We start from the raw sequence: 19263 nt of genomic DNA on the forward strand, positions 1-19263 counted from the left end.
CTGGGGCAAAAGTCACTCGCTGACGGGGCGATCGTCGAACAGGGCCATGGTGGTCATGGTCAGCACTTCGGCATTGCCGTCGCCGGCATTGGCCAGGCGATGCAGTTTGTTGGCATCGAAGTGCACGGAGTCGCCAGGCCCCAGCGGGTATTCGCGACCCTCGATGGTGTAGACGATCTGCCCGACCAGTACGTAGGAGAACTCCACCCCCTCATGGGCGATCAGTTCCGACTGGTAGCCCACGGGAATGTTCATCTTCACCGCGTTGATCGAGTTGCCGGGAAACGAGCTGGAGAGGCGCTCATAGGCCAGCAACTGGCCGCCGACGGTGTAGCGCACGCGCTGGTCCACGTGGGAGTCGGGTTGCGCCTGCTCGGGCTGGTCGAAGAGCACGTTGAGCGGCACGTCGAGCGATTTGGCGATGCTCGCCAGGGACGACAGCGAGACCCCGGTGAGATTGCGTTCGGCCTGGGACAGGAAGCTGGCGGTCAGGCCGGCATCGGCGGCCACTTCGTTGAGGGTTTTGCCGGCGGCCCGCCGATATCGGCGCAGGCGTTCGCCAATGCGATCTGCGGTCATGGAGGGGCTCGCTGTTCGAATGGCCGCAGTATACCCATCGGGCCCGGCGGCGACAGCCCGTAGACGGGTGCAGGCCAAACCGCGGCGTGGCCGATCGCCGCGAGGGCGCGGCTCCTACAAGGGTAGGGTGGTCCGCGACCGGTAGGAGCCCCGACCTCGGGGCGATGCGATTGCGGTCATTGCACCGGGACAGGTCGTGTCACGAGAAAAAGGATTTCCGATCCTTTTTTTAAGTGTGACTGAAAAATATTTTGACCAGAATTTAAGTTGCACTTAAATTCTGCCGCATCGAGTGCTGACGGTTCGCCCGCGGGCGGCTGGCTGTTTTTGCCCTGGCAACGAGGAATGGACATGACACTGGGAGTTGGCGGCAGTACGCCGGAGCAGGCGCTGGCGCGTTTGCAGGACATGACGGCGGGCAGTACGCCGATCGCCGAGGCCGAGTACCGGGCGCGTATCGCCAAGGCTCAGGGGCTGATGCGTGAGCAGGGTATCGCGGCGCTGTTCCTCGCTGCCGGCAGCAACCTGCATTACTTCACGGGCGTGCAGTGGCATCCCAGCGAGCGCCTGGTCGGCGCGTTGCTGCCCGCCGAGGGCGAGCTCGAATACCTGGCGCCCGCGTTCGAGGAGGGCACGGTTCGCGACTTCCAGGTGCTGCCCGGGGCGATCAACACCTGGGAAGAGCACGAGAATCCCTACCGCCTGCTGCTGGACTGTCTGCAGCGTATCGGCGTTTCCCCCGATGGCGCTCGGCCGCCCCAGGTAGGCCTTTGTTCTTCCTTGCCTTTTTTCATGTACGAGGGCATCCGGCAACTGGCCGACGGTTACCGTTTCGTCGATGCCGGGCGGGTCAGCACGCTATGCCGACAGCGCAAATCGGCGGCGGAAATCGGCCTGATGCAGCGGGCCAAGGACATGACCCTGGAGGTGCAGAAGGCGGCCGCGAGCATCCTCCACGAGGGCATCAGCACCACCGAGGTGGCCGAGTTCATCCGCCAGGCACACCGCCGGGTCGGTGCCCCGGGGTCGATCTTCTGCATCGTCCTGTTCGGTGCCGCCAGCGCCTTTCCCCATGGGGTCAAGCATGCGCAACGGCTCGAGGACGGTGACATGGTGCTGATCGACACCGGCTGCCAGGTGCATGGCTACCTGTCGGACATCACCCGCAGCTACGTGTTCGGCACGCCCAGCGCCCGTCAGCGCGCGTTCTGGGACACGGAAAAGGCCGCGCAACAGGCCGCCTTCGAGGCCGCGCGCCTCGGCGCGCCCTGCGCGGCGGTGGACGCGGCGGCCCGCCGTAGCCTGGAAGCCGCAGGGCTTGGCCCGGGCTACACGTTGCCAGGGCTGTCGCACCGCACCGGCCACGGTATCGGCCTGGACATCCACGAAGGGCCCTACCTGGTCGGGGGCGATGACACCCCGCTGGAAGAAGGCATGTGCTTCAGCAACGAGCCGATGATCTGCGTGCCGGGGGAATTCGGTATCCGCCTGGAAGACCACTTCTACATGACCGCCGAGGGCCCGCGCTGGTTTACCCGGCCGAGCCATTCGCTGGACGACCCCTTCGGCCTGCAGGCCTGACAGCCGCCCGCGCAGCGCCCCGGAGACGGGGCTCCCGGGGCACGGCGAGCACGACAACGCCCGGGCATTGGTCCGGGCGTTGCGTTTGCCGCCTTACTCGATGCTGACGCCATAGAAGGAATTGACGCCGAAGGGGCTGATCTTGAAGTCCTTCACCCGGGTGCTCATCGGCTGGTAGACCGTGGAGTGGGCGATCGGGGTGATCTGCACGTCGTCCTTGAGCAGGTGCTGGGCCTGCTTGTACAGCGTGGTGCGTTGTTCCTGATCGTTGATCGCCTTGGCCTGCTTGAGCAGCTTGTCGAACACCGGGTTGCACAGGCGGCTGTAGTTGTTGCCGCCGATGGCGTCGCAGCCGTACAGCACGCTGAGCCAGTTGTCGGGGTCGCCGTTGTCGCCGGTCCAGCCGATCAGCAGGGCGTCGTGTTCACCGGCCTTGGCGCGCTTGTTGTACTCGCCCCACTCGTAGCTGACGATGCGCGCCTTGATGCCGATCTTGGCCCAGTCGGCCTGGAGCATCTCGGCCATCAGCTTGGCGTTGGGGTTGTACGGACGCTGTACGGGCATGGCCCACAGGGTGATTTCGGTGCCCTCGGCGACGCCGGCGGCCTCGAGCAGTTCCTTGGCCTTGTCCGGGTTGTACGGGGTGTCCACGATGCTCTCGTCATAGGACCACTGGGTCGGCGGCATGCCGTTCACGGCGACCTGGCCGGCGCCCTGGTACACGGCGTTGATGATGGCCTGCTTGTTCACCGCCATGTCCATGGCCTGGCGCACCTCGAGCTTGTCGAACGGCTTGTGCTCGGTGTTGTAGGCCAGGTAGCCGACGTTGAAGCCGGCCTGGTCGGGCATCTGCAGCTTGGGGTCCTTTTTCAGGTTGTCCAGATCGGCGGGGCGTGGGTAGACGCTGACGTGGCACTCCCCGGCCCTGAGCTTCTGCATGCGCACCGAGGGATCGGTGTTGATGGCGAAGATCAGGTTGTCGATCTTGACGTCCTCGGGGTGCCAGTATTGCGGGTTGCCCTTGTAGCGGATCTGCGCGTCCTTCTGGTAACGGCTGAACACGAACGGGCCGGTGCCGATGGGCTTCTGGTTGATGTCCGCGGCCTTGCCGGCCTCGAGCAACTGCTCGGCGTACTCGGCCGAATGGATCGAGGCGAAGCTCATGGCCATGTTCTGGATAAAGGCCGCGTCCACGCTATTGAGGGTGAAACGAACGCTGTGCTCGTCCAGCTTGTCGATGCTGGCGATGTTCTGGTCCATGCCCATATCGGTGAAGTAGGGGAACTCGGTGGGGTAGGCCTTGCGGAACGGATGCTCCTTGTCGAGCATGCGCTGGAAGGTGAACAGCACGTCGTCGGCGTTGAAGTCGCGGCTCGGGGTGAAGTAGTCGGTGGTATGGAACTTCACGCCCTGGCGCAGGTGAAAGGTATAGGTGAGACCGTCGTCACTGATGTCCCATTTTTCCGCCAGGCCAGGGATCACGGCGGTGCCGCCGCGTTCGAACTGGGACAGGCGGTTGAAGACGGTTTCCGCGGCGGCATCGAAATCCGTGCCGGTGGTGTACAGCCCCGGGTCGAATCCGGCCGGGCTGCCCTCGGAACAGAACACCAGGTTGCTGGCGGCCTGGGCGAAGGGGGCGCTGGCGATCAGGCCAGCGGCGACGAAAGCCTGGATGACGGCGTTCTTGTGCATGGTTACCTCATGTCTATTTGTGTTTTTCGTGAGGGGTCTGCTGCAGGGAAAAGGGTCTGTCAGAGCCTGACAAAGCCTGCGTTAACCCTAGACCTTGTGGGAGGCTATGCACGGGATGTGCCGGATTGGCGGTGGGGGAGGGTGTTTCTTGCTTCGAGCGCCGAAGCATCGCGGCTGACGGATTCGCGCCGAACCTCTGTTCGTGTCGCTCGGGTCGAGCGTGGCGACACCTGGGGCAGGGCGGCCCGGGTATCGCCGTGCTCGAACCCAGGCGACGGCCTTATTTCTCGACTGATGCTTGCCGGATGGGATTCAAGCCGGTATCCACGGTCTGCGGAACGCCGCTGATCGTGGGAGGCGCTTCAGCGGCGATCGAGCATCGCCGCTGAAGCCGCTGCCGCGCCGGTCGCCGGCACGCATGGGGCTCAAGGCATCTGCACTTCGATCACGCCGTCGGCGCTGAGGGTCACCTGGCTGGTACCGGCCTCGATTTCCGGGGTGACGCTGTCGTTGGCGAAGGCGGCGGCTTTCATCATCTGCGGGCGCATCGGCGGTTGCATGAAACCGCCGCTGCTGAGGTTCAGGCTGACCAGCTTGTAGCTGCTGCCGCCCAGTGCCTCGGTGGTCAACTGGGCGCGCGCCTTGAAGGCGGCGACCGCGTCCTTGATCAAGGCGTCCTCTTCCTGCTTGCGGGTGGCCGTGGCGATGCTGAAGTTCATGCCGCCCATCTTCAGGCTGGTGAGCATCTCGCCGGTGAGTTTGGACAGGGCCGCGAAGTCCGCGCTTTCCAGGCGGATCTCGGCGCGTTCGCGCCAGGCGCTGATGGTCTCGCCCTTTTCGCTGTAGACCGGATAGCTGTTGCGGCTGCCCTGGGACACGCTGATGCCTTCGACGCCACGCGCCTGGCTCAGGGCCGCATTGAGGGTGCGGGTGATCTCGGCGGCGAGGGCCGCCGGGTCCTTGTTCTGGGCTTCGCTGTAGAGGGTGACCTGCATCAGGTCGTGCGCCACTTCGTGGCTGACCTGGGTGCTCAGCGACACCTGGTTGTAGCGCGCTTCGTCGGCCTGGGCGGTGAGGCTGAACAGACCGGCGGCGGTGATGGCCAGGGCGGTGGCGAGACGGGAAAGTGGCAGCATGGCGGTTCCTTATCGATGGACTGGCACGGAGGGGTTGCCGTGTTCATCAGGGTAGACGAACAGGTAACGGCATCCGGGTTAAGGCTTCACGAAAAAATCGCCGGGAGCGATTTTCGACGTCGTGGGAGGCGGCCCGCAGATACCGCCTTGATCCTTGGCCTGCAAGCGCCGGTTCGCAGTCAAGGCTCATAAGTAGGAGCGCCGACCCCGGCGCGATGCGATGGCGGTCATGCCGCAGAAATCGCGGTATGGCCACGATTCGCCGCGAGGTCGCGGCTCCTACCCCAATGTGGCCATTCTGCGCGCTTGTCGCTGAATCCCCAGGGATGGCGGGCCACAAAAAATCGCCGGCAGCGATTTTCGACGTCTACCCGCCCGCCTGCGACCCCGGTGCCGCTGCGGCGCGTTGCCGCAGCAGGCGCGCAGGCGCCTTGGTTATAATCGCACGGCTCGCCAAAGGGTCTGAGGAATCGTTCATGCTTGCCCCCGTGCAACTGTTGTCGGCCAGCCGGCAGAATCTCTGGCGCCTGACCCTGATCCGCATCCTGGTGCTGGCTGCGCAGGCCGGTTCGGTTGGCCTCGCCTACAAATCCGAGCTGCTGCCGCTGCCCTGGCTGGAACTGAGCGTGACCCTGGGCATTTCCCTGGTGCTGTGCCTGCTCACGGCGTTGCGCCTGCGTGGGCCCTGGCCGGTGACCGAGGTCGAGTACGCGGTGCAGCTGGGCATCGACCTGATCATCCACAGCGTCCTGCTGTACTACTCCGGTGGCTCGACCAACCCCTTCGTCTCCTATTACCTGGTGCCGCTGACCATCGCCGCGGCCACCTTGCCCTGGTTGTTCACCATGATCCTGGCGGGCATGGCGCTGGCGGCCTACACCCTGTTGCTGGTGTGGTCGCACCCCTTGCAGTTGCCGGTAGGCCCGCGGGAAAGCCTGCTGATCTACGGCATGTGGCTGAGCTTCGCCCTGGCCGCGGCGTTGATCACCTTCTTCGTCGCCAAGATGGCCGAGGAACTGCGCCAGCAGGAGGAGCTGCGCGCCGAGCGCCGCGAAGAAGGCCTGCGTGACCAGCAACTGCTGGCCGTGGCCACCCAGGCCGCCGGCGCCGCCCATGAGCTGGGCACGCCCTTGGCGACCATGAGCGTGCTGATCAAGGAGCTGCGCCGCGAGCACGACAACCCGCTGCTGCAGGAGGATCTGGCCGTGCTGCAGGAGCAGGTCAAACTGTGCAAGGCCACCTTGCAGCAACTGGTGCGCGCCGCCGAGGCGGATCGGCGCCAGGCGGTGGTGGAAATGTCCGCGGTGGAGTGGCTGGAAACCACGCTCAACCGTTGGCACCTGATGCGTCCCGAGGCCACCTATCGCTACGCATGCCAGGGTCGCGGCAAGCCGCCGCAACTGATGCCGCCGGCGGATCTGACCCAGGCCTTGCTCAACCTGTTGAACAATGCCGCCGATGCCTGCCCGGACAAGCTGGATATCCGCCTGGACTGGGACCAACAGTGGCTGCGCCTGAGCATCCGCGATTTCGGCGACGGCGTGCCGCTGGCCATCGCCGAACAACTGGGCCGGCCGTTTTTCACCACCAAGGGCAAAGGCAAGGGCTTCGGCCTCGGCCTGTTCCTTAGTCAGGCCAGCGTCACCCGTGCCGGTGGTACGGTTAAACTGTATAACCATGAAGAGGGCGGCACGCTCACCGAGCTCAAATTGCCGCGGGCCTATGGGCGGACCTAAGGAGTGATGCATGAGTGAAGAAGCGCTGTTCGAAGGCGAAGAACAACCCCACCTGCTGCTGGTCGATGACGATCCGACCTTCACCCGGGTGATGGCCCGCGCCATGGGCAACCGGGGCCTGCGGGTATCCACCGCGGCCTCGGCCGAGGAGGGCCTGGCCCTGGCCGAGCGCGATCTGCCGGATTACGCCGTGCTCGACCTGAAGATGGAAGGCGACTCCGGCCTGGTGCTGTTGCCCAAGCTGCTGGAACTCGATGCGGAAATGCGCGTGGTGATCCTCACCGGCTATTCGAGCATCGCCACCGCGGTGGAGTCCATCAAGCGCGGCGCCTGCAATTACCTGTGCAAACCCGCGGATGCCGACGACGTGCTCGCCGCATTGCTCACCCAGCATGCCGACCTGGATACCCTGGTGCCGGAGAACCCGATGTCGGTGGATCGCCTGCAGTGGGAGCATATCCAGCGCGTGCTGGCCGAGCACGAAGGCAACATTTCCGCCACGGCCCGTGCCCTGGGCATGCACCGCCGCACCCTGCAGCGCAAGTTGCAGAAGCGCCCGGTGCGCCGTTGAGGCAGCGGCAAGCTGCAAGCCACAAGCTGCAAGCGAGAGCCGAGACGCCATCGGTATCGGGTCATACTCTGGCTTGAAGCTTGAAGCTTGAAGCTTGAAGCTGTTCCATCGCCTCCGTTTCCGGGACTTCCATGCTCGCTGTGCTTCAGCAAACCATCAGCATCACCGCCCCGGTGTTCTCCATGCTGTTTCTCGGGGTGTTGTTGCGCCGGATCGGCTGGATCGATGCCGCCTTCATCAATACCGCCTCGTCGCTGGTATTCCGTGGCACCATGCCGACCCTGCTGTTTCTCAGCATCGTCCAGGCCGACCTGAGCGCCGCCCTGCAGCCGGCGCTGATCGGTTATTTCGTGGTCGCCACGCTGGCGTGTTTCCTGATCGCCTGGGGCTGGGCCATCTGGCGTTGCCCCAGGGTCGACCGCGGTATCTATACCCAGGGCGCGTTTCGCGGCAACAACGGCATCGTCGGCCTGGCGCTGGCCACCAGCATGTATGGCGACTACGGGCTGTCGGTGGGGGCGGTGCTCGGTGGCGTGGTGATCCTCTGCTACAACGTGCTATCGGCCATCGTCCTGGCGATCTACAGCCCGGACATGAAGTCCGACCCGTGGACGATCTGCAAGAGCATCTTCAGCAACCCGCTGATCATCGGCGTGCTGGCGGCGATTCCCTTCGCCTACTGGGAAGTGATCCCGCCGCACTGGATGATGGTCTCCGCTGAATACTTCGCACAGATGACCCTGCCGCTGGCGCTGATCTGCATCGGCGGCACCCTGTCGCTGGCCTCGCTGCGGGAAAGCAGCGGCATCGCCATCAGTTCGAGCCTGATGAAGATGGTCTGGCTACCGCTGCTGTCCACCGCCGGCGCCTGGCTGTACGGCTTCCGCGATGCCGACCTGGCCATCCTCTTCCTGTACTTCGCCAGCCCCACGGCCGCGGCCAGCTTCGTCATGGCGCGGGCGGTCAACGGCAACTACCAGCTGGCGGCGGCGATCATCGTCATCACCACCCTGGCGGCGGTGGTCACCACCAATGTCGGTCTGTTGCTGCTGCAATGGGCGGGGTGGATCTAGTCATCGCTGGGGGGCGCAGATAGCCGAGGAGGGCAGCTTAGAGGCGCAAACGGCTCTTCGTAGGATGGGTGAAACCCATCAATCGTCGATGGGTTTCACCCATCCTACTGGCTGACCGGCAACAAAAAGGCGGAAACGGACGGCCGATAAGAGCGCTTGAGGCTGGAGGCTGAACGACAAGCAAACCGCACAGGCTCTTTCGTCCAGCTTTCCAGCCTCAAGCGCTTTTGATCGAAGGCTGCTATCGCCTTTCATTGGTCGCTCATCACTGTGAAGCAGTACTGATTCGCACGTGCCACGATTGTCAGTTGCGGGGTAACTCGTTAGCATCCTCGGCCAGCGTGTAACTTCATATGACGCCGCCGTGGGGTAGCCTCGTCGGTGCGCCGTGAGCCTGGGATGTGAAGTGCGGGTGCCCGGCCGTCAGGGTCGGGCCAGGCACAAGGAGTGTGGTGCAGTGGTTGGTCTTTTTCCGCGACGGCGATCGTTTCAGTCCGCTCGGGCCTGCGGCTGCCTGGCAGGACGCTTGTTGTCGCTGTGCGTTCTGCTGGCGCCTTGCCTGGTCTGGGCCGAACCCTCGGTTTCCCTGCCCAGCCCCAGTGGCGGCTGGCGCTATCACGGCCTCGGCGATGGCAGCGAGAATCCCCGCGTCGCCTATCCGACTCCTCCCATCGACCGTGGCGCCCAGCGTGGCCGCAGCATGATCGAGGGCACCCTGCACGACCTGGGGCAGGCGCGCGCGCCGCACCGGCTGGTGGTCAATGGCAATCCACTGCCGCTGTACACCGACGAGCAGGGCCGCTTCGCCCGGCCCTATGCCTTCGGTGCCGGCTCCAACAGCGTCGAACTGGTGGTGGGCGAGGGCAAGTCGCTCAAGCGTGTGCAGTTCTACGAGGCCAACAACCTGCGTACCCCCGCGCGCATACGCATCGTCCTCGGCTGGGACGATCCCAAGGCCGAGCTGGACCTGCATGTGGTCACCCCGGACGGCCAGCACGCCTTCTGGAGGCAGCCGGTGCTGAGCAACGGCGGTGGGTTGGATGTCGACAGCGTCGACGGCCCGGGTCCGGAAATGTTCACCATGACCGCGCCGCTGCAGGGCACCTACCTGATCTACGTGAACTACTGGGGCAACCTGGGCAGCGGCGGCTACAACTTCGAGGCCGGCAGCAACCAGAACGAGGTCATCACCTCGCAGATCAGCCTGATCTTCAACGAGAACACCCTGGACGAAAAGCGCGAGACCTTTCTGGTGCCCTTGCGCGCCATTGGCGAGCTGCTTTTCGTCAAGTCCTTCAATTACTGATAGCCCGATGCTCGGATGAACTGGGGTCTGACCATGAACCGGAATACCACTGCCGCAGCGGCCCACGACACCCTGGTTGCGCCGGGCCTGCGCGGCCTGCGCGCGCTCGCCCTGGGCTTGCTGGCCGTCGGCCTGCTCGGCGGCTGTTCGCAAGAGGCGCGTGAGCTGGGGGAGCGCAGTGAGCTGGGCCTGGACCTGCAGCGGCCCGATGCGCTGATCGAAAGCGCCTCCCTCAGCCGCCTGCCCAGGGATCTGCTGGCGGTGCCGCTGCTGCGCGACACCCTGACCGAGGACTTCGTCTTCTACTACGAGCACAACGCCGACCGCCTGGGCCTGATCGGCAGCCTGCGGCGGATCATCTACGAGCGCGACCTCAAGCTGCGGGACAACCTGCTCGACGAGCTGCTCGACCAGCCGGCCGATGTCGCCCTGTGGCGCGGCGCCGATGGCAAGCTCAAGCACTTCCTCATGGTCATCCAGCGCGGCGGCCTGGCCCGCCTGCTCGAGCCCCTGGCCCACGTGGCCCTGGACGATCGCCAGTTGAGCCGGGCCGGTGAGTTGCGGGTCGATGGCAGCAGCGTGCCGCTGTACCGCCTCACCTACCTGGGCGACCGCTCCCTGTTGCTGGCCAGCCATGGCGACAAGCTGCTGGTGCTGTCCTCGCCGGGCATGCTGCTGGGCGAGGACGAACTGCCGGGACGGGATGCCACCGCCGCGGTGGAGGCGTTGCTCGACGGCGACAACCCGTTCCCCGCCCGTTTCGGCCTCAAGCGGCGCGCCCAGGAGCAGCAGCGGATTTCCCTCAGCGGCGAGTACGTCGCCCTGGGCTACCAGCGTTTCTTCCCGGCCTTCGCCGGCCTGCGCTTCGAAAAGAACGAGCAGGGCTGGCACAGCTTCCTGGCCCTGAACGAGGTCGATGACCAGCCGCGCCTGGACTTCAAGCCGATCTGGCAGGCCATGCCCATGGGCGCCAGCGCCTGCGTCGCCCTGCCGGTGGCGCCCGGCAGCGCCGAGCGCCTGCTGGCGCGGGTCGGGGCGAGCAAGGAAGTCGGCGCCGACCTGGAAAAGCGCCTCGGCAGCGCGGCGGGCCTGTGCTGGTACGCCGACTCGCGCCTGCACTCGCCGCTGTTGGTCACCTACCTCGACGAGGCCGTCACGCCGGAGCTGGATGACGCCATCGGCGGGCTGTTCGACAGCATGATCGGCGCCTTCGAGCCCTATGTGGAGGACGGTCGCTTCCCCCTCGACAGCCGCAGCGAGACGGACGGCCATCGCTGGCAGCGCGAGGTGGGCTCCAATTTCGGCCAGTACCCGGCTGCGCAGAGTTCGGCCCCGGATGCCCTGGCCTCCCGCGGCTTTTTCCGGGTCAGCCTGGCGCGCCACGGCTCGACGCTGTTGTTCTCCCTGGACGATCGCCTGGTGGACAAGGCGCTGGATACCCTCGGCAAGCGCTTCCCGCCCTTGGCCGAGGTCCTGCCCAGGGACGCGCTGGTGCCGGGCTACTTCGCCCCGGACAGCCTGTCGCGGCTGCTCGAGCGGGAAACCCTGGAGAGCCTGCCGGCCAACTACGAGCCGGTGTTCCGTAATGCCGCCGACACCCACCTGCTGCCCAAGCTGCGGGCCATGGGCGGCTATGGCCAGTTCGCCCTGAGCCTGCCGGCCGATACCGCCGCCGGGGATGACTGGCAGTGGATTGCGCTGGAGTGGCGCGCACTGTGAGAGCCCGTTCGACGCCCGCCGTGCATCGACCCTGCGTCATGCTGACCGCCCTCCTGCTGCTGGTCTGCAGCCTGGGCCTGCGCGCCGAGCAGGCGCCGGCGCTGAACGCCGAGCAGTCCCAGGTGTTTCGCGCCTGGTTCGTGCGCATCGCCCAGGAGCAGTTGCGCCAGGGGCCGAGCCCGCGCTGGCACCAGCAGGACTGTGCCGGCCTGGTGCGCTTCGCCGCCAACGAGGCGTTGAAAGTGCACGACGGCAAATGGCTGCGCGCCAATGGCCTGTCCAACCGCTACCTGCCGCCGGAGCTGGAACTGGACGACGCCCAGCGCCGCCTGGCCCAGCAATGGCAACAGGGCGGCGGCCAGGTCGGGCCCTACGTCAATGCGATCAAACTGATCCAGCACAACAGCCGGTTCGCCGGTCGCGACCTCAACCAGGCACGCCCCGGTGACCTGATGTTCTTCGATCAGGGCGACGAGCAACACCTGATGATCTGGATGGGCCGCGACATCGTCTACCACACCGGCAGCAGCACGCCCACCGACAACGGCATGCGTTCCGTCAGCCTGCAACAACTCATGACCTGGAAGGACACCCGATGGATACCCGACGACGCCAACCCCAACTTTATCGGCATCTATCGGCTGCATTTTCTTTCGCGATGAGCACGCGCCGTCTCTGCGCCGTGGCCCTGCTGGCGCTGCTGCCCCTGGGCGTCGGCCAGGCCGGGGACGAGGTGCCGGCGAGCAACTATTCGCCCCTGGCCGGCGAGTCGTTCTTCCTCCTCGCCGACAGCAGTTTCGCCACCGACGAGGTGGCCAGGGTGCGCCTCGAGGCGCCCGGTCGTGATTACCGGCGCTACCGTATGGAAGGCTACGGCGGGGTCGACGTGCGCGTGTACCGCATCGATCAGCCGCTGGAATTCCTCAAGCGGCAGAAGAACCTGCACCGGGTGGTCGCCGAGGGCCAGTTCAAGGGCGAGGGGCTGTCCAACACCCTGGCCTACCTGTGGGACAACTGGTACCGCAAGTCGCGGCGGGTGATGCAGCGCGCCTTCTCCTACGAGTCGCGCAAGCAGGTCACCGAAGAGGCGCCGGAGCTGAAGATGGGTCCGGCCATCGCCGCGCCGACCGAATACACCCCGCAGGTGCAGTTCGCGCCGATGAAGGGCCTGCCGCTGGTGGCCGAATTCCGCTACCCGCTGTGGGAGGCCAAGTCGATCGAGCCGCCCGAGGGCGTCGATCTGTCCGGCTCCTCGAGCCAGTTCCTCAGCGTCGCGCCGGGTAACGTCTACATTCCCCTGGGCAAGCTGGAGCCGGGCCTGTACCTGACCGAGGCGATCATCGGCAAGTACCGGGCGACCACCGTGGTCTTCGTTTCCAACACCGTGGCGGTGAGCAAGATCGCCGGCGGCGAACTGCTGGTGTGGACCGCGCGCAAGCACGAAGGCACGCCGGTGAGCAACGCCCAGGTGCTGTGGAGCGATGGCCTGGGGGTGATGACCAGCGGCAGGACCGACGGCGAAGGCCTGCTGCGCCTGGGGCACGCCAGCCCGGAGCGTTCCTACGTGCTCGGCGAGGACGAGGAGGGCGGGGTCTTCGTTTCCGAGAACTTCTATTACGACAGCGAGATCTACGACACCAAGCTGTACGCCTTCACCGATCGCCCGCTGTACCGTCCGGGCGACTGGGTCGAAGTGAAGATCGTCGGCCGCGAGTTCAAGAACGCCCGCGAGTCGGTGGCGGCCGGTTCCGCGCCGATCAGCCTGGCCGTGCTCGACGCCAACGGCACCGAACTGCAGAGCCTGAAACTGGACTTCGACGGGCAGACCGGCAGCCACGGGCGCTTCCAGTTGCCCGACAACGCCGTGGCCGGTGGCTACGAACTGCGTTTCGCCTATCGCGACCAGCTGTACAGCAGCGCCTTCCGCGTCGCCGAGTACATCAAGCCGCACTTCGAGGTGTCGCTGGATCTGGACAAGCCGGACTTCCGCACCGGCGAAGCGGTCACCGGGGCGCTGGTGCTGCTCTACCCGGACGGCAAGCCGGTGGCGGACGCCCAGGTGCAACTGAGCCTGCGCGCCCAGCAACTGTCGATGATCGACAACGAGCTGCAGTACCTCGGGCAATTCCCGGTGGAGCTGAGCAGCACCGAGGTGCGCACCGACAGCCAGGGGCGTGCCCGCCTCGACCTGCCGGCGGCCGACAAGCCGAGCCGCTACCTGCTCAGCGTGTTCGCCAGCGACGGCGCCGCCTACCGGGTCAAGACCAGCAAGGAAATCCTCATCGAGCGCGGTGCAGCCCGCTATCGCCTGAGCGCGCCGCAGCGCTTCAGCAGCGTCGGCGAGGCAGTCGGCTTCAGCTACCGCAGCGAGGGTGACAGCGAACGGCGCCCGGCTCGTTACGACTGGGTGCGCCTGGAAGACCAGAGCACCGGCAGCGGCGAACTGGCGGCGGATGCCAAGGGCTTCGAGCTGAGTTTCCCGCGGCCCGGTACCTACAGCATCACCCTCAAGGACGACAGCGGCCTGATCCTCGGCGCCACCGGTCATTCGGTCAGCGGCGAGGGCGTCAAGGCGGTGGCCGGCACCATCGAAATCGTGCTCGACAAGAGCGAGTACGCCAGCGGCGAGGAGGCCCTGGCGCTGATCACCTTCCCGGAGCCGGTCAGCGATGCCCTGCTGACCCTGGAGCGGGACAAGGTCGAGGCCACCGCGCTGCTGTCCAAGGGCGGCGACTGGCTGCAGCTCGAGCGCCTGTCCGACACCCAGTACCGCGCACGGATTCCGGTCGGCGAGCGTTTCTCGCCGAACATGACCTTCTCCGCGCTGTACACCCGTGGCGGCGATTACAGCTTCCAGAATGCCGGGATCAAGGTCGCCACGCCGCAGATCGACATCGCCATCGCCACCGACCACGAGCAGGTGCGTCCCGGCGAGATGGTCACCGTGGAGCTGACCACCCGCTTCGCCGGCAAGCCGGTGCCCGCGCGGCTGACCGTCAGTGTGGTGGACGAGATGATCTACGCCCTGCAGCCGGAAATCGCCCCGGGCATCGATCAGTTCTTCTACCACCCGCGGCGCAACAACGTGCGCACCAGCGCCAGCCTGTCGTTCATCAGCTACGACCTGGCCCTGCCGGGCACGCCCAGTGCGCCGGGACGGGCCAACCGCAGCGAGCGCGGGGTCAAGGTGCTGGAGCGCCCGCGCCGGGAAGAGGTGGACACCGCCGCCTGGCAGCCGGACCTGCTGACGGACGCCGACGGCAAGGCGCGCTTCAGTTTCCGCATGCCCGACTCCCTCACGCGCTGGCGCATCACGGCCCGCGCGGTGAGCGCCGATGGCCAGGTCGGGCAGAAGCGCCACTTCGTGCGCTCGGAGAAGCCGCTGTACCTGAAGTGGAGCGGGCCGACCCGTTTCCGCGTCGGCGATAAGCCGGCCATGGGCCTGTTCGCCTTCAACCAGGGCAATGACGGCGCCAAGGCCGAACTGGTGACCCGTTATGCCGGCCAGGAGCAGCGCCGCGAGGTGACGCTGGCCAAGGGCATCAACTACCTGGCGCTGCCGGAGATGGCCCTGAGCGAGGGCGATTTCAGCGCCGAACTGCTGCAGGGCGGCGAGCAGGCGGATGCCCTGGCGGTCGACCTGCGCCTGGTCGCACAGGGCTGGCAGCAACTGCACAGCAAACGCCTCTCGGCATTCCCCGGCAGTACGCCGCTGGAGTTGCCAGCCGATGCCAGCGGCGTGCGCCTGCGCGCCGGCGGAGATCTGTTCGGCGCGGCCCTGGACGACCTGTTGAGCTACCCCTACGGCGGCGTCGAGCAGACCGCCAGCCGCCTGCTGCCGCTGAGCCTGGCCTACCCGGTGCTGGCCGCGGGCGAGCCGCGGATCAAGGATCGCCTGCGTCTGATCATGCAGAACAGCCGCCTGCGCCTGGTGCAGATGGCCGGGCCGGAAGCGACCTTCACCTGGTGGGGCGGCGACGCCGAGGGCGATGCCTTCCTCACCGCCTATGCCTACTACGCCGACTGGCACGCCAGCCGTGCCCTGGCCATCGAGTTGCCGCCCGAGCACTGGCAGCGCCCGCTCGATGTCTATGCGCGCCGGGCCCAGCAAACGCCGCTGCTGCAGCGCGCGCTGATCCTGGCTTTCGCCCGCGACATGGGGCTGCCGGTGAACACCTTGCTCGAAGGGCTGGTGTATGACCTGGATGCCGCTGGCGACGGTCAGGAGCAGGTGCTGGCGGACGCAGACAGCCTGGTCATGGCGGCGCCGGACTCGGCGCTCGGCCTGGCCCTGGCGCGGCAGCTCGGCGTCGGTCTGGCCGAGCGGGCCAGGGTGCCCGTCGGCGATGCACTGAAGGCTCGTGTGGAGCAGGACCGGGCGCCGTTGTATGACAGCGGTTCGCCGTTCGTCGAAGCCGTGGGCCTGTACCTCAATCACCCGGATCGCTACCAGGCGCAGCGCCTGCTCAGGCAAATGGCGCCGGCCCAGGCCGGTCTGGAACGGGCGCTGGCGCTGACCTGGCTGCAACCCTCGCTGGATCTCCAGGCGTCGACGGACAGCCTGGCTCCCGAAGGCGACTGGCGTGCCGGGCAGGGCGCCAGTGGCGACGCCTATTGGCAGTGGCAGGGCGCGCAGGCGCCGGAGGCCCTGGTGCTGGCCGGCGATCTCGATCAGCCGGTCGAGGTGCGCATCGACTACCAGAGCGCCCAGGCCGCGCCGAGCGCCGTGCCGCTCACCCTCAGCCGGCGCCTGTTGCGCCTGGTGCCGGGTGAAGAAGCCTTCACCTTCAGCGTGGAAGAGGTGGACAGGGACGAGATCTCCAGCGCCGACCTGTACCTCGATGAAGTGACCCTCACCTCCAGCGCCGAACACCCGTTGCGCTACGGCCTGCTGGAGGTGCCGTTGCCGCCGGGCGCCGATGTCGAGCGCACCACCTGGGGGATCAAGGTCAGCGGCCTGGCCGGCGAGGAGGCGTCGGCGCTGGAAAGGGCGCGCAGCGAGCCCGGCCAACTGAGCTACGCCGTGCCGGTGGACAGCCTGCAGGGCGAGCTGGTGTTGCGCCATCTGGTGCGTTTCTCGCAGAAGGGCCGCTTCGAGCTGCCGCCGGCGCGCTATCTGCGCCTGTATGCGCCGGGCGAGCAGGCGCTGGAGGCCGAGCCCGCGTTGCAGCAGGTGACCGTTGAGTAACACCCTGAGCCTGATGCTGGCGGCCCTTGCCCTGCTGCCCGGGCTGCTGCGCGCCGCCGATGCGCCACTGGCGCTGGCCTGGCCCACGGCGCAGGGCGATGAACGGGTGCTGATGAACACGCAGCAGGTGATCGGCCGCGGGCCCTTGCCGCCAGACCTGCAGGCGCCCCTGGGCAGCCTGTGGAAACTGTTCGTCTATGCCTACCTGGTCGACAACCAACTGCCGGAAAGCGGCTATCAGTGCCAGGGCCAGCTGCGTGATGAAGTCTATTGCTGCAAGACGGGGGAGCGCATCGAGCGCGATCGTGCGCTGGTGCAATCCTGCGGCCTGTATTTCGAGCCGGACAATCTGCAGCTCGCGCATGCCGACTGGGCGCGTTACTGGCGGGCGCGGCAGGCGCCGGCCTGGCTCGGCGACCTGACACGGCTGCAGCCGCAGACCCGGGTGCCGGTCAGCCAGTTGCTCGAGCAACTGGCGCGCTTGCCGGCCCAGGACGAGGCGCGCAAGGTGCTGCTGGACGTGCCCCTCAATGCGCCGGATGCCTCGGCCCTGGGCGCGCTGGGCGGGCGCCTGCGGGTGAAGACCTGGAGCTGGCTGGCCGATGACGACCCGCAGTCGCGCCAGGGCGGTTTCGCCGGCTGGCTGGTGGACGGCACGCCGCTGTGGGTCGGCGGTTCGGGCACCAGCATGCGCATTCTCAAGGACTATGCCGAGGTGCTCGGCAGCCTGTTGCCATCACCCTGGCCGGCGGACGCCGGCAGCTGTGTCGAGGTGCGCCTGTTCGCCCGTTATCCCGTGCACCAGGTGCGCCACTCGGGCACTGGCAGCAGCGCCGAGCCGGGGGCTCTGCGGGGACGTTACGAGGTCGAGTTCGCCAATGGCAACCGCCTGCCGATCGACAGCGATGGCGAGCTGTTTCTCGAAGGCGACGGCGAAGGGCTGCAGCTCACGGCCCATCTTTCCCGCGAAGAGTACGTGGCCCGGGTGCTGGATCGCGAAGCCTCGGCGCAGCCGCTCGAAGCGGCCAAGGCGCTGGCGGTGAGTATCCGTACCTACCTGCTGCAGAACGCCTCGCGGCGCGGCGACTGCCTGGTCATCGACGACAGCAGTAGCAGCCAGCGCGTGGCGCCGCGCCCGGCCAGCCAGGGCGCGCGCGACATCGCCGCCTGGAGCGCCGACCTGGTGCTGGCCGGCGCCACGGTGACCTACCATGCCAGCCAGCCGGGGCCCGATCGCCTGGCCTGGTCGCAGGCGGTGGAGCAGGCCGCGGCCGGGCTGCGCTACGACGCCATCCTGGCCCGGGCCTTCCCGCGCGCCAGCCTGAGCCGCTGGGACAAGCCCGTGGCCGCCTGCCAGCCGCTGCCGGCGGCCGAACAATGGCTGCGCAAGCAGCGCCGCGACTGGCGCCAGACCCTGGATGCCGAGCCTGGCCACGAAGAGGTCCGCCAGTTCGCCGTGTGCCAGCTGGCATCCGGCCGGCCCTATGTCGACCGCGAGCGCCAGCGCATTTTCGTGCGTGGGCTGTTCTCCCTGCAGGACCGCCTCGACCTGACCCACGAATACCTGCACCTGGCGTTCGCCGCTCACCCCAATGGCCAGGACGAAGACTATGTCGAACGCCTGGCCCGCCGCCTGTTACTGGAATGACCCCATGTCCGCCATGCCCACCGTGCTCGCTTTGCTGCTCCTCGGTCTGACCCCGTTGCTGGCCTGTGCCGAGGTGCAACTCGACACCCCGCGTAGCGGCTGGCGCGAGGGCGGCGGCGCCGGCGCGCAGTTCATGCAGCAGGTCAACTACCCGGCATCCTCGGTCAACAGCTCGGCCAACCAGGCCGAGACCGCGCGGATCAAGGGCGCGATCACGGCGACCGCGAAAGCGGGGCCGGGGCGGCTGGTGGTCAACGGCGTGAGCATGCCGCTGAAGATCGGCGAGGACGGCGGCTTCGACCGGCCCTTCGTGTTTTCCGAGGGCAGCAACAATGTCGAGGTGCGCAGCCCGGATGGCCAGTGGCGGCGGGTGCAGTTCTACAACCGCGGCAGCGGCGAAACCCCGGCACGGCTGCGTGTGGTGCTGTCCTGGGACAGCGACAACACCGACCTCGACCTGCACCTGGTGACCCCCGATGGCGGACACGTCTGGTATGGCGACCGCTCCCTGGCCAATGGCGCCGCGCTGGATGTCGACGTGACCACCGGCTACGGCCCGGAAATGATCGCCTCGCCGACGCCGCTCAAGGGCCAGTACCTGGTCTACGTCAACTACTACGGTGGCGGTTACAGCCGCGACGAAGATGGCAACAGCTCAGCGCAGCAGATCCTCACCACCGGGCAGATCACCCTGATCAGCGAAGAAGGCACGGTCAACGAGAAGCAGGAAAGCTTCCTGGTGCCCATGCGTACGCCGGGTGAGCTGACCCTGGTGAAGAGTTTCAGTTATCCATAGATAGAAGCCGTCTCAGGCTTGAGGCTTGAGGCTTGAGGCTTGAGGCTTGAGGCGGTTATGAGCCTGTAGGATGGGTGGCAACCCATCGGCAATTGATGGGTTTCACCTGCGCGGCCCGACCCATCCTGCGCGGGATTCAAGAACTGTCGCATTTGCGTAGGAGCCGCGACCTCGCGGCGAATCGTGGCCATAGCGTGATTCTGCAGCATGGCCGCCATCGCATCGCGCCGGGGGCGAC

The 19263-nt window shown here is 66.8% G+C and carries 13 protein-coding genes; 10 read left to right on the forward strand and 3 right to left on the reverse strand.

The genetic code is table 11. The features are described 5' to 3' along the window. Window positions 1-12: 12 nt before the first annotated feature. On the reverse strand, window positions 13-579 hold the full coding sequence (locus DNK34_RS15160) for a helix-turn-helix domain-containing protein (protein WP_131175920.1): 567 nt from the start codon (window positions 577-579) through the stop codon (window positions 13-15). A 351-nt stretch (window positions 580-930) separates the two neighbouring features. On the opposite strand from DNK34_RS15160, the gene DNK34_RS15165 reads away from it, so the two are divergent. Continuing rightward, window positions 931-2160, forward strand: coding sequence for a M24 family metallopeptidase (locus DNK34_RS15165; protein ID WP_131175919.1), 1230 nt, complete (start codon window positions 931-933; stop codon window positions 2158-2160). A 93-nt stretch (window positions 2161-2253) separates the two neighbouring features. On the opposite strand, the gene DNK34_RS15170 is transcribed toward DNK34_RS15165, so the two are convergent. Continuing rightward, on the reverse strand, window positions 2254-3852 hold the full coding sequence (locus tag DNK34_RS15170) for an ABC transporter substrate-binding protein (protein ID WP_131175918.1): 1599 nt from the start codon (window positions 3850-3852) through the stop codon (window positions 2254-2256). Window positions 3853-4277: 425 nt separating this feature from the next. Beyond that, entirely contained in the window at window positions 4278-4988 is a 711-nt protein-coding gene (locus DNK34_RS15175; RefSeq protein ID WP_131175917.1) for an SIMPL domain-containing protein, read from the reverse strand. A gap of 476 nt (window positions 4989-5464) precedes the next feature. Between DNK34_RS15175 and DNK34_RS15180 the strand changes: the two genes are divergently transcribed. The 9 genes from DNK34_RS15180 (at window position 5465) to DNK34_RS15220 (ending at window position 19025) form a co-directional block, all read left to right on the forward strand. Next, window positions 5465-6724, forward strand: a complete 1260-nt coding sequence (locus tag DNK34_RS15180; protein WP_131175916.1) for an ATP-binding protein — start codon at window positions 5465-5467, stop codon at window positions 6722-6724. 10 nt (window positions 6725-6734) lie between these two features. Beyond that, on the forward strand, window positions 6735-7295 hold the full coding sequence (locus tag DNK34_RS15185) for a response regulator transcription factor (protein WP_131175915.1): 561 nt from the start codon (window positions 6735-6737) through the stop codon (window positions 7293-7295). A 131-nt stretch (window positions 7296-7426) separates the two neighbouring features. Continuing rightward, complete coding sequence (locus tag DNK34_RS15190; protein ID WP_131175914.1) at window positions 7427-8368, forward strand: AEC family transporter; 942 nt, start codon at window positions 7427-7429, stop codon at window positions 8366-8368. Window positions 8369-8894: 526 nt separating this feature from the next. Beyond that, window positions 8895-9674 carry a YfaP family protein gene (locus DNK34_RS15195; RefSeq protein WP_411269315.1) on the forward strand — a complete coding sequence of 260 codons (780 nt, stop codon included), beginning with the start codon at window positions 8895-8897 and terminating at the stop codon, window positions 9672-9674. 33 nt (window positions 9675-9707) lie between these two features. After that, window positions 9708-11393: a DUF2138 domain-containing protein gene (locus tag DNK34_RS15200; protein WP_131175913.1), complete on the forward strand. Its 1686-nt coding sequence runs from the start codon at window positions 9708-9710 to the stop codon at window positions 11391-11393. Between the two features lie 38 nt (window positions 11394-11431). Next, window positions 11432-12055 (forward strand): DUF1175 domain-containing protein, encoded by a 624-nt coding sequence (locus DNK34_RS15205; RefSeq protein ID WP_131175912.1) that lies wholly within the window; start codon window positions 11432-11434, stop codon window positions 12053-12055. Continuing rightward, window positions 12052-16581 (forward strand): alpha-2-macroglobulin family protein, encoded by a 4530-nt coding sequence (locus tag DNK34_RS15210; RefSeq protein WP_207401602.1) that lies wholly within the window; start codon window positions 12052-12054, stop codon window positions 16579-16581. Before DNK34_RS15205 ends, DNK34_RS15210 begins: the two co-directional genes overlap by 4 nt. Before the next feature lie 13 nt (window positions 16582-16594). Beyond that, window positions 16595-18229 (forward strand): DUF2300 domain-containing protein, encoded by a 1635-nt coding sequence (locus DNK34_RS15215; RefSeq protein ID WP_131175955.1) that lies wholly within the window; start codon window positions 16595-16597, stop codon window positions 18227-18229. A gap of 4 nt (window positions 18230-18233) precedes the next feature. Next, complete coding sequence (locus DNK34_RS15220) at window positions 18234-19025, forward strand: YfaP family protein (protein WP_411269314.1); 792 nt, start codon at window positions 18234-18236, stop codon at window positions 19023-19025. Window positions 19026-19263 lie beyond the last annotated feature (238 nt).

This window comes from Phytopseudomonas dryadis (assembly GCF_004327355.1).
GTDB lineage: Bacteria > Pseudomonadota > Gammaproteobacteria > Pseudomonadales > Pseudomonadaceae > Aquipseudomonas > Aquipseudomonas dryadis.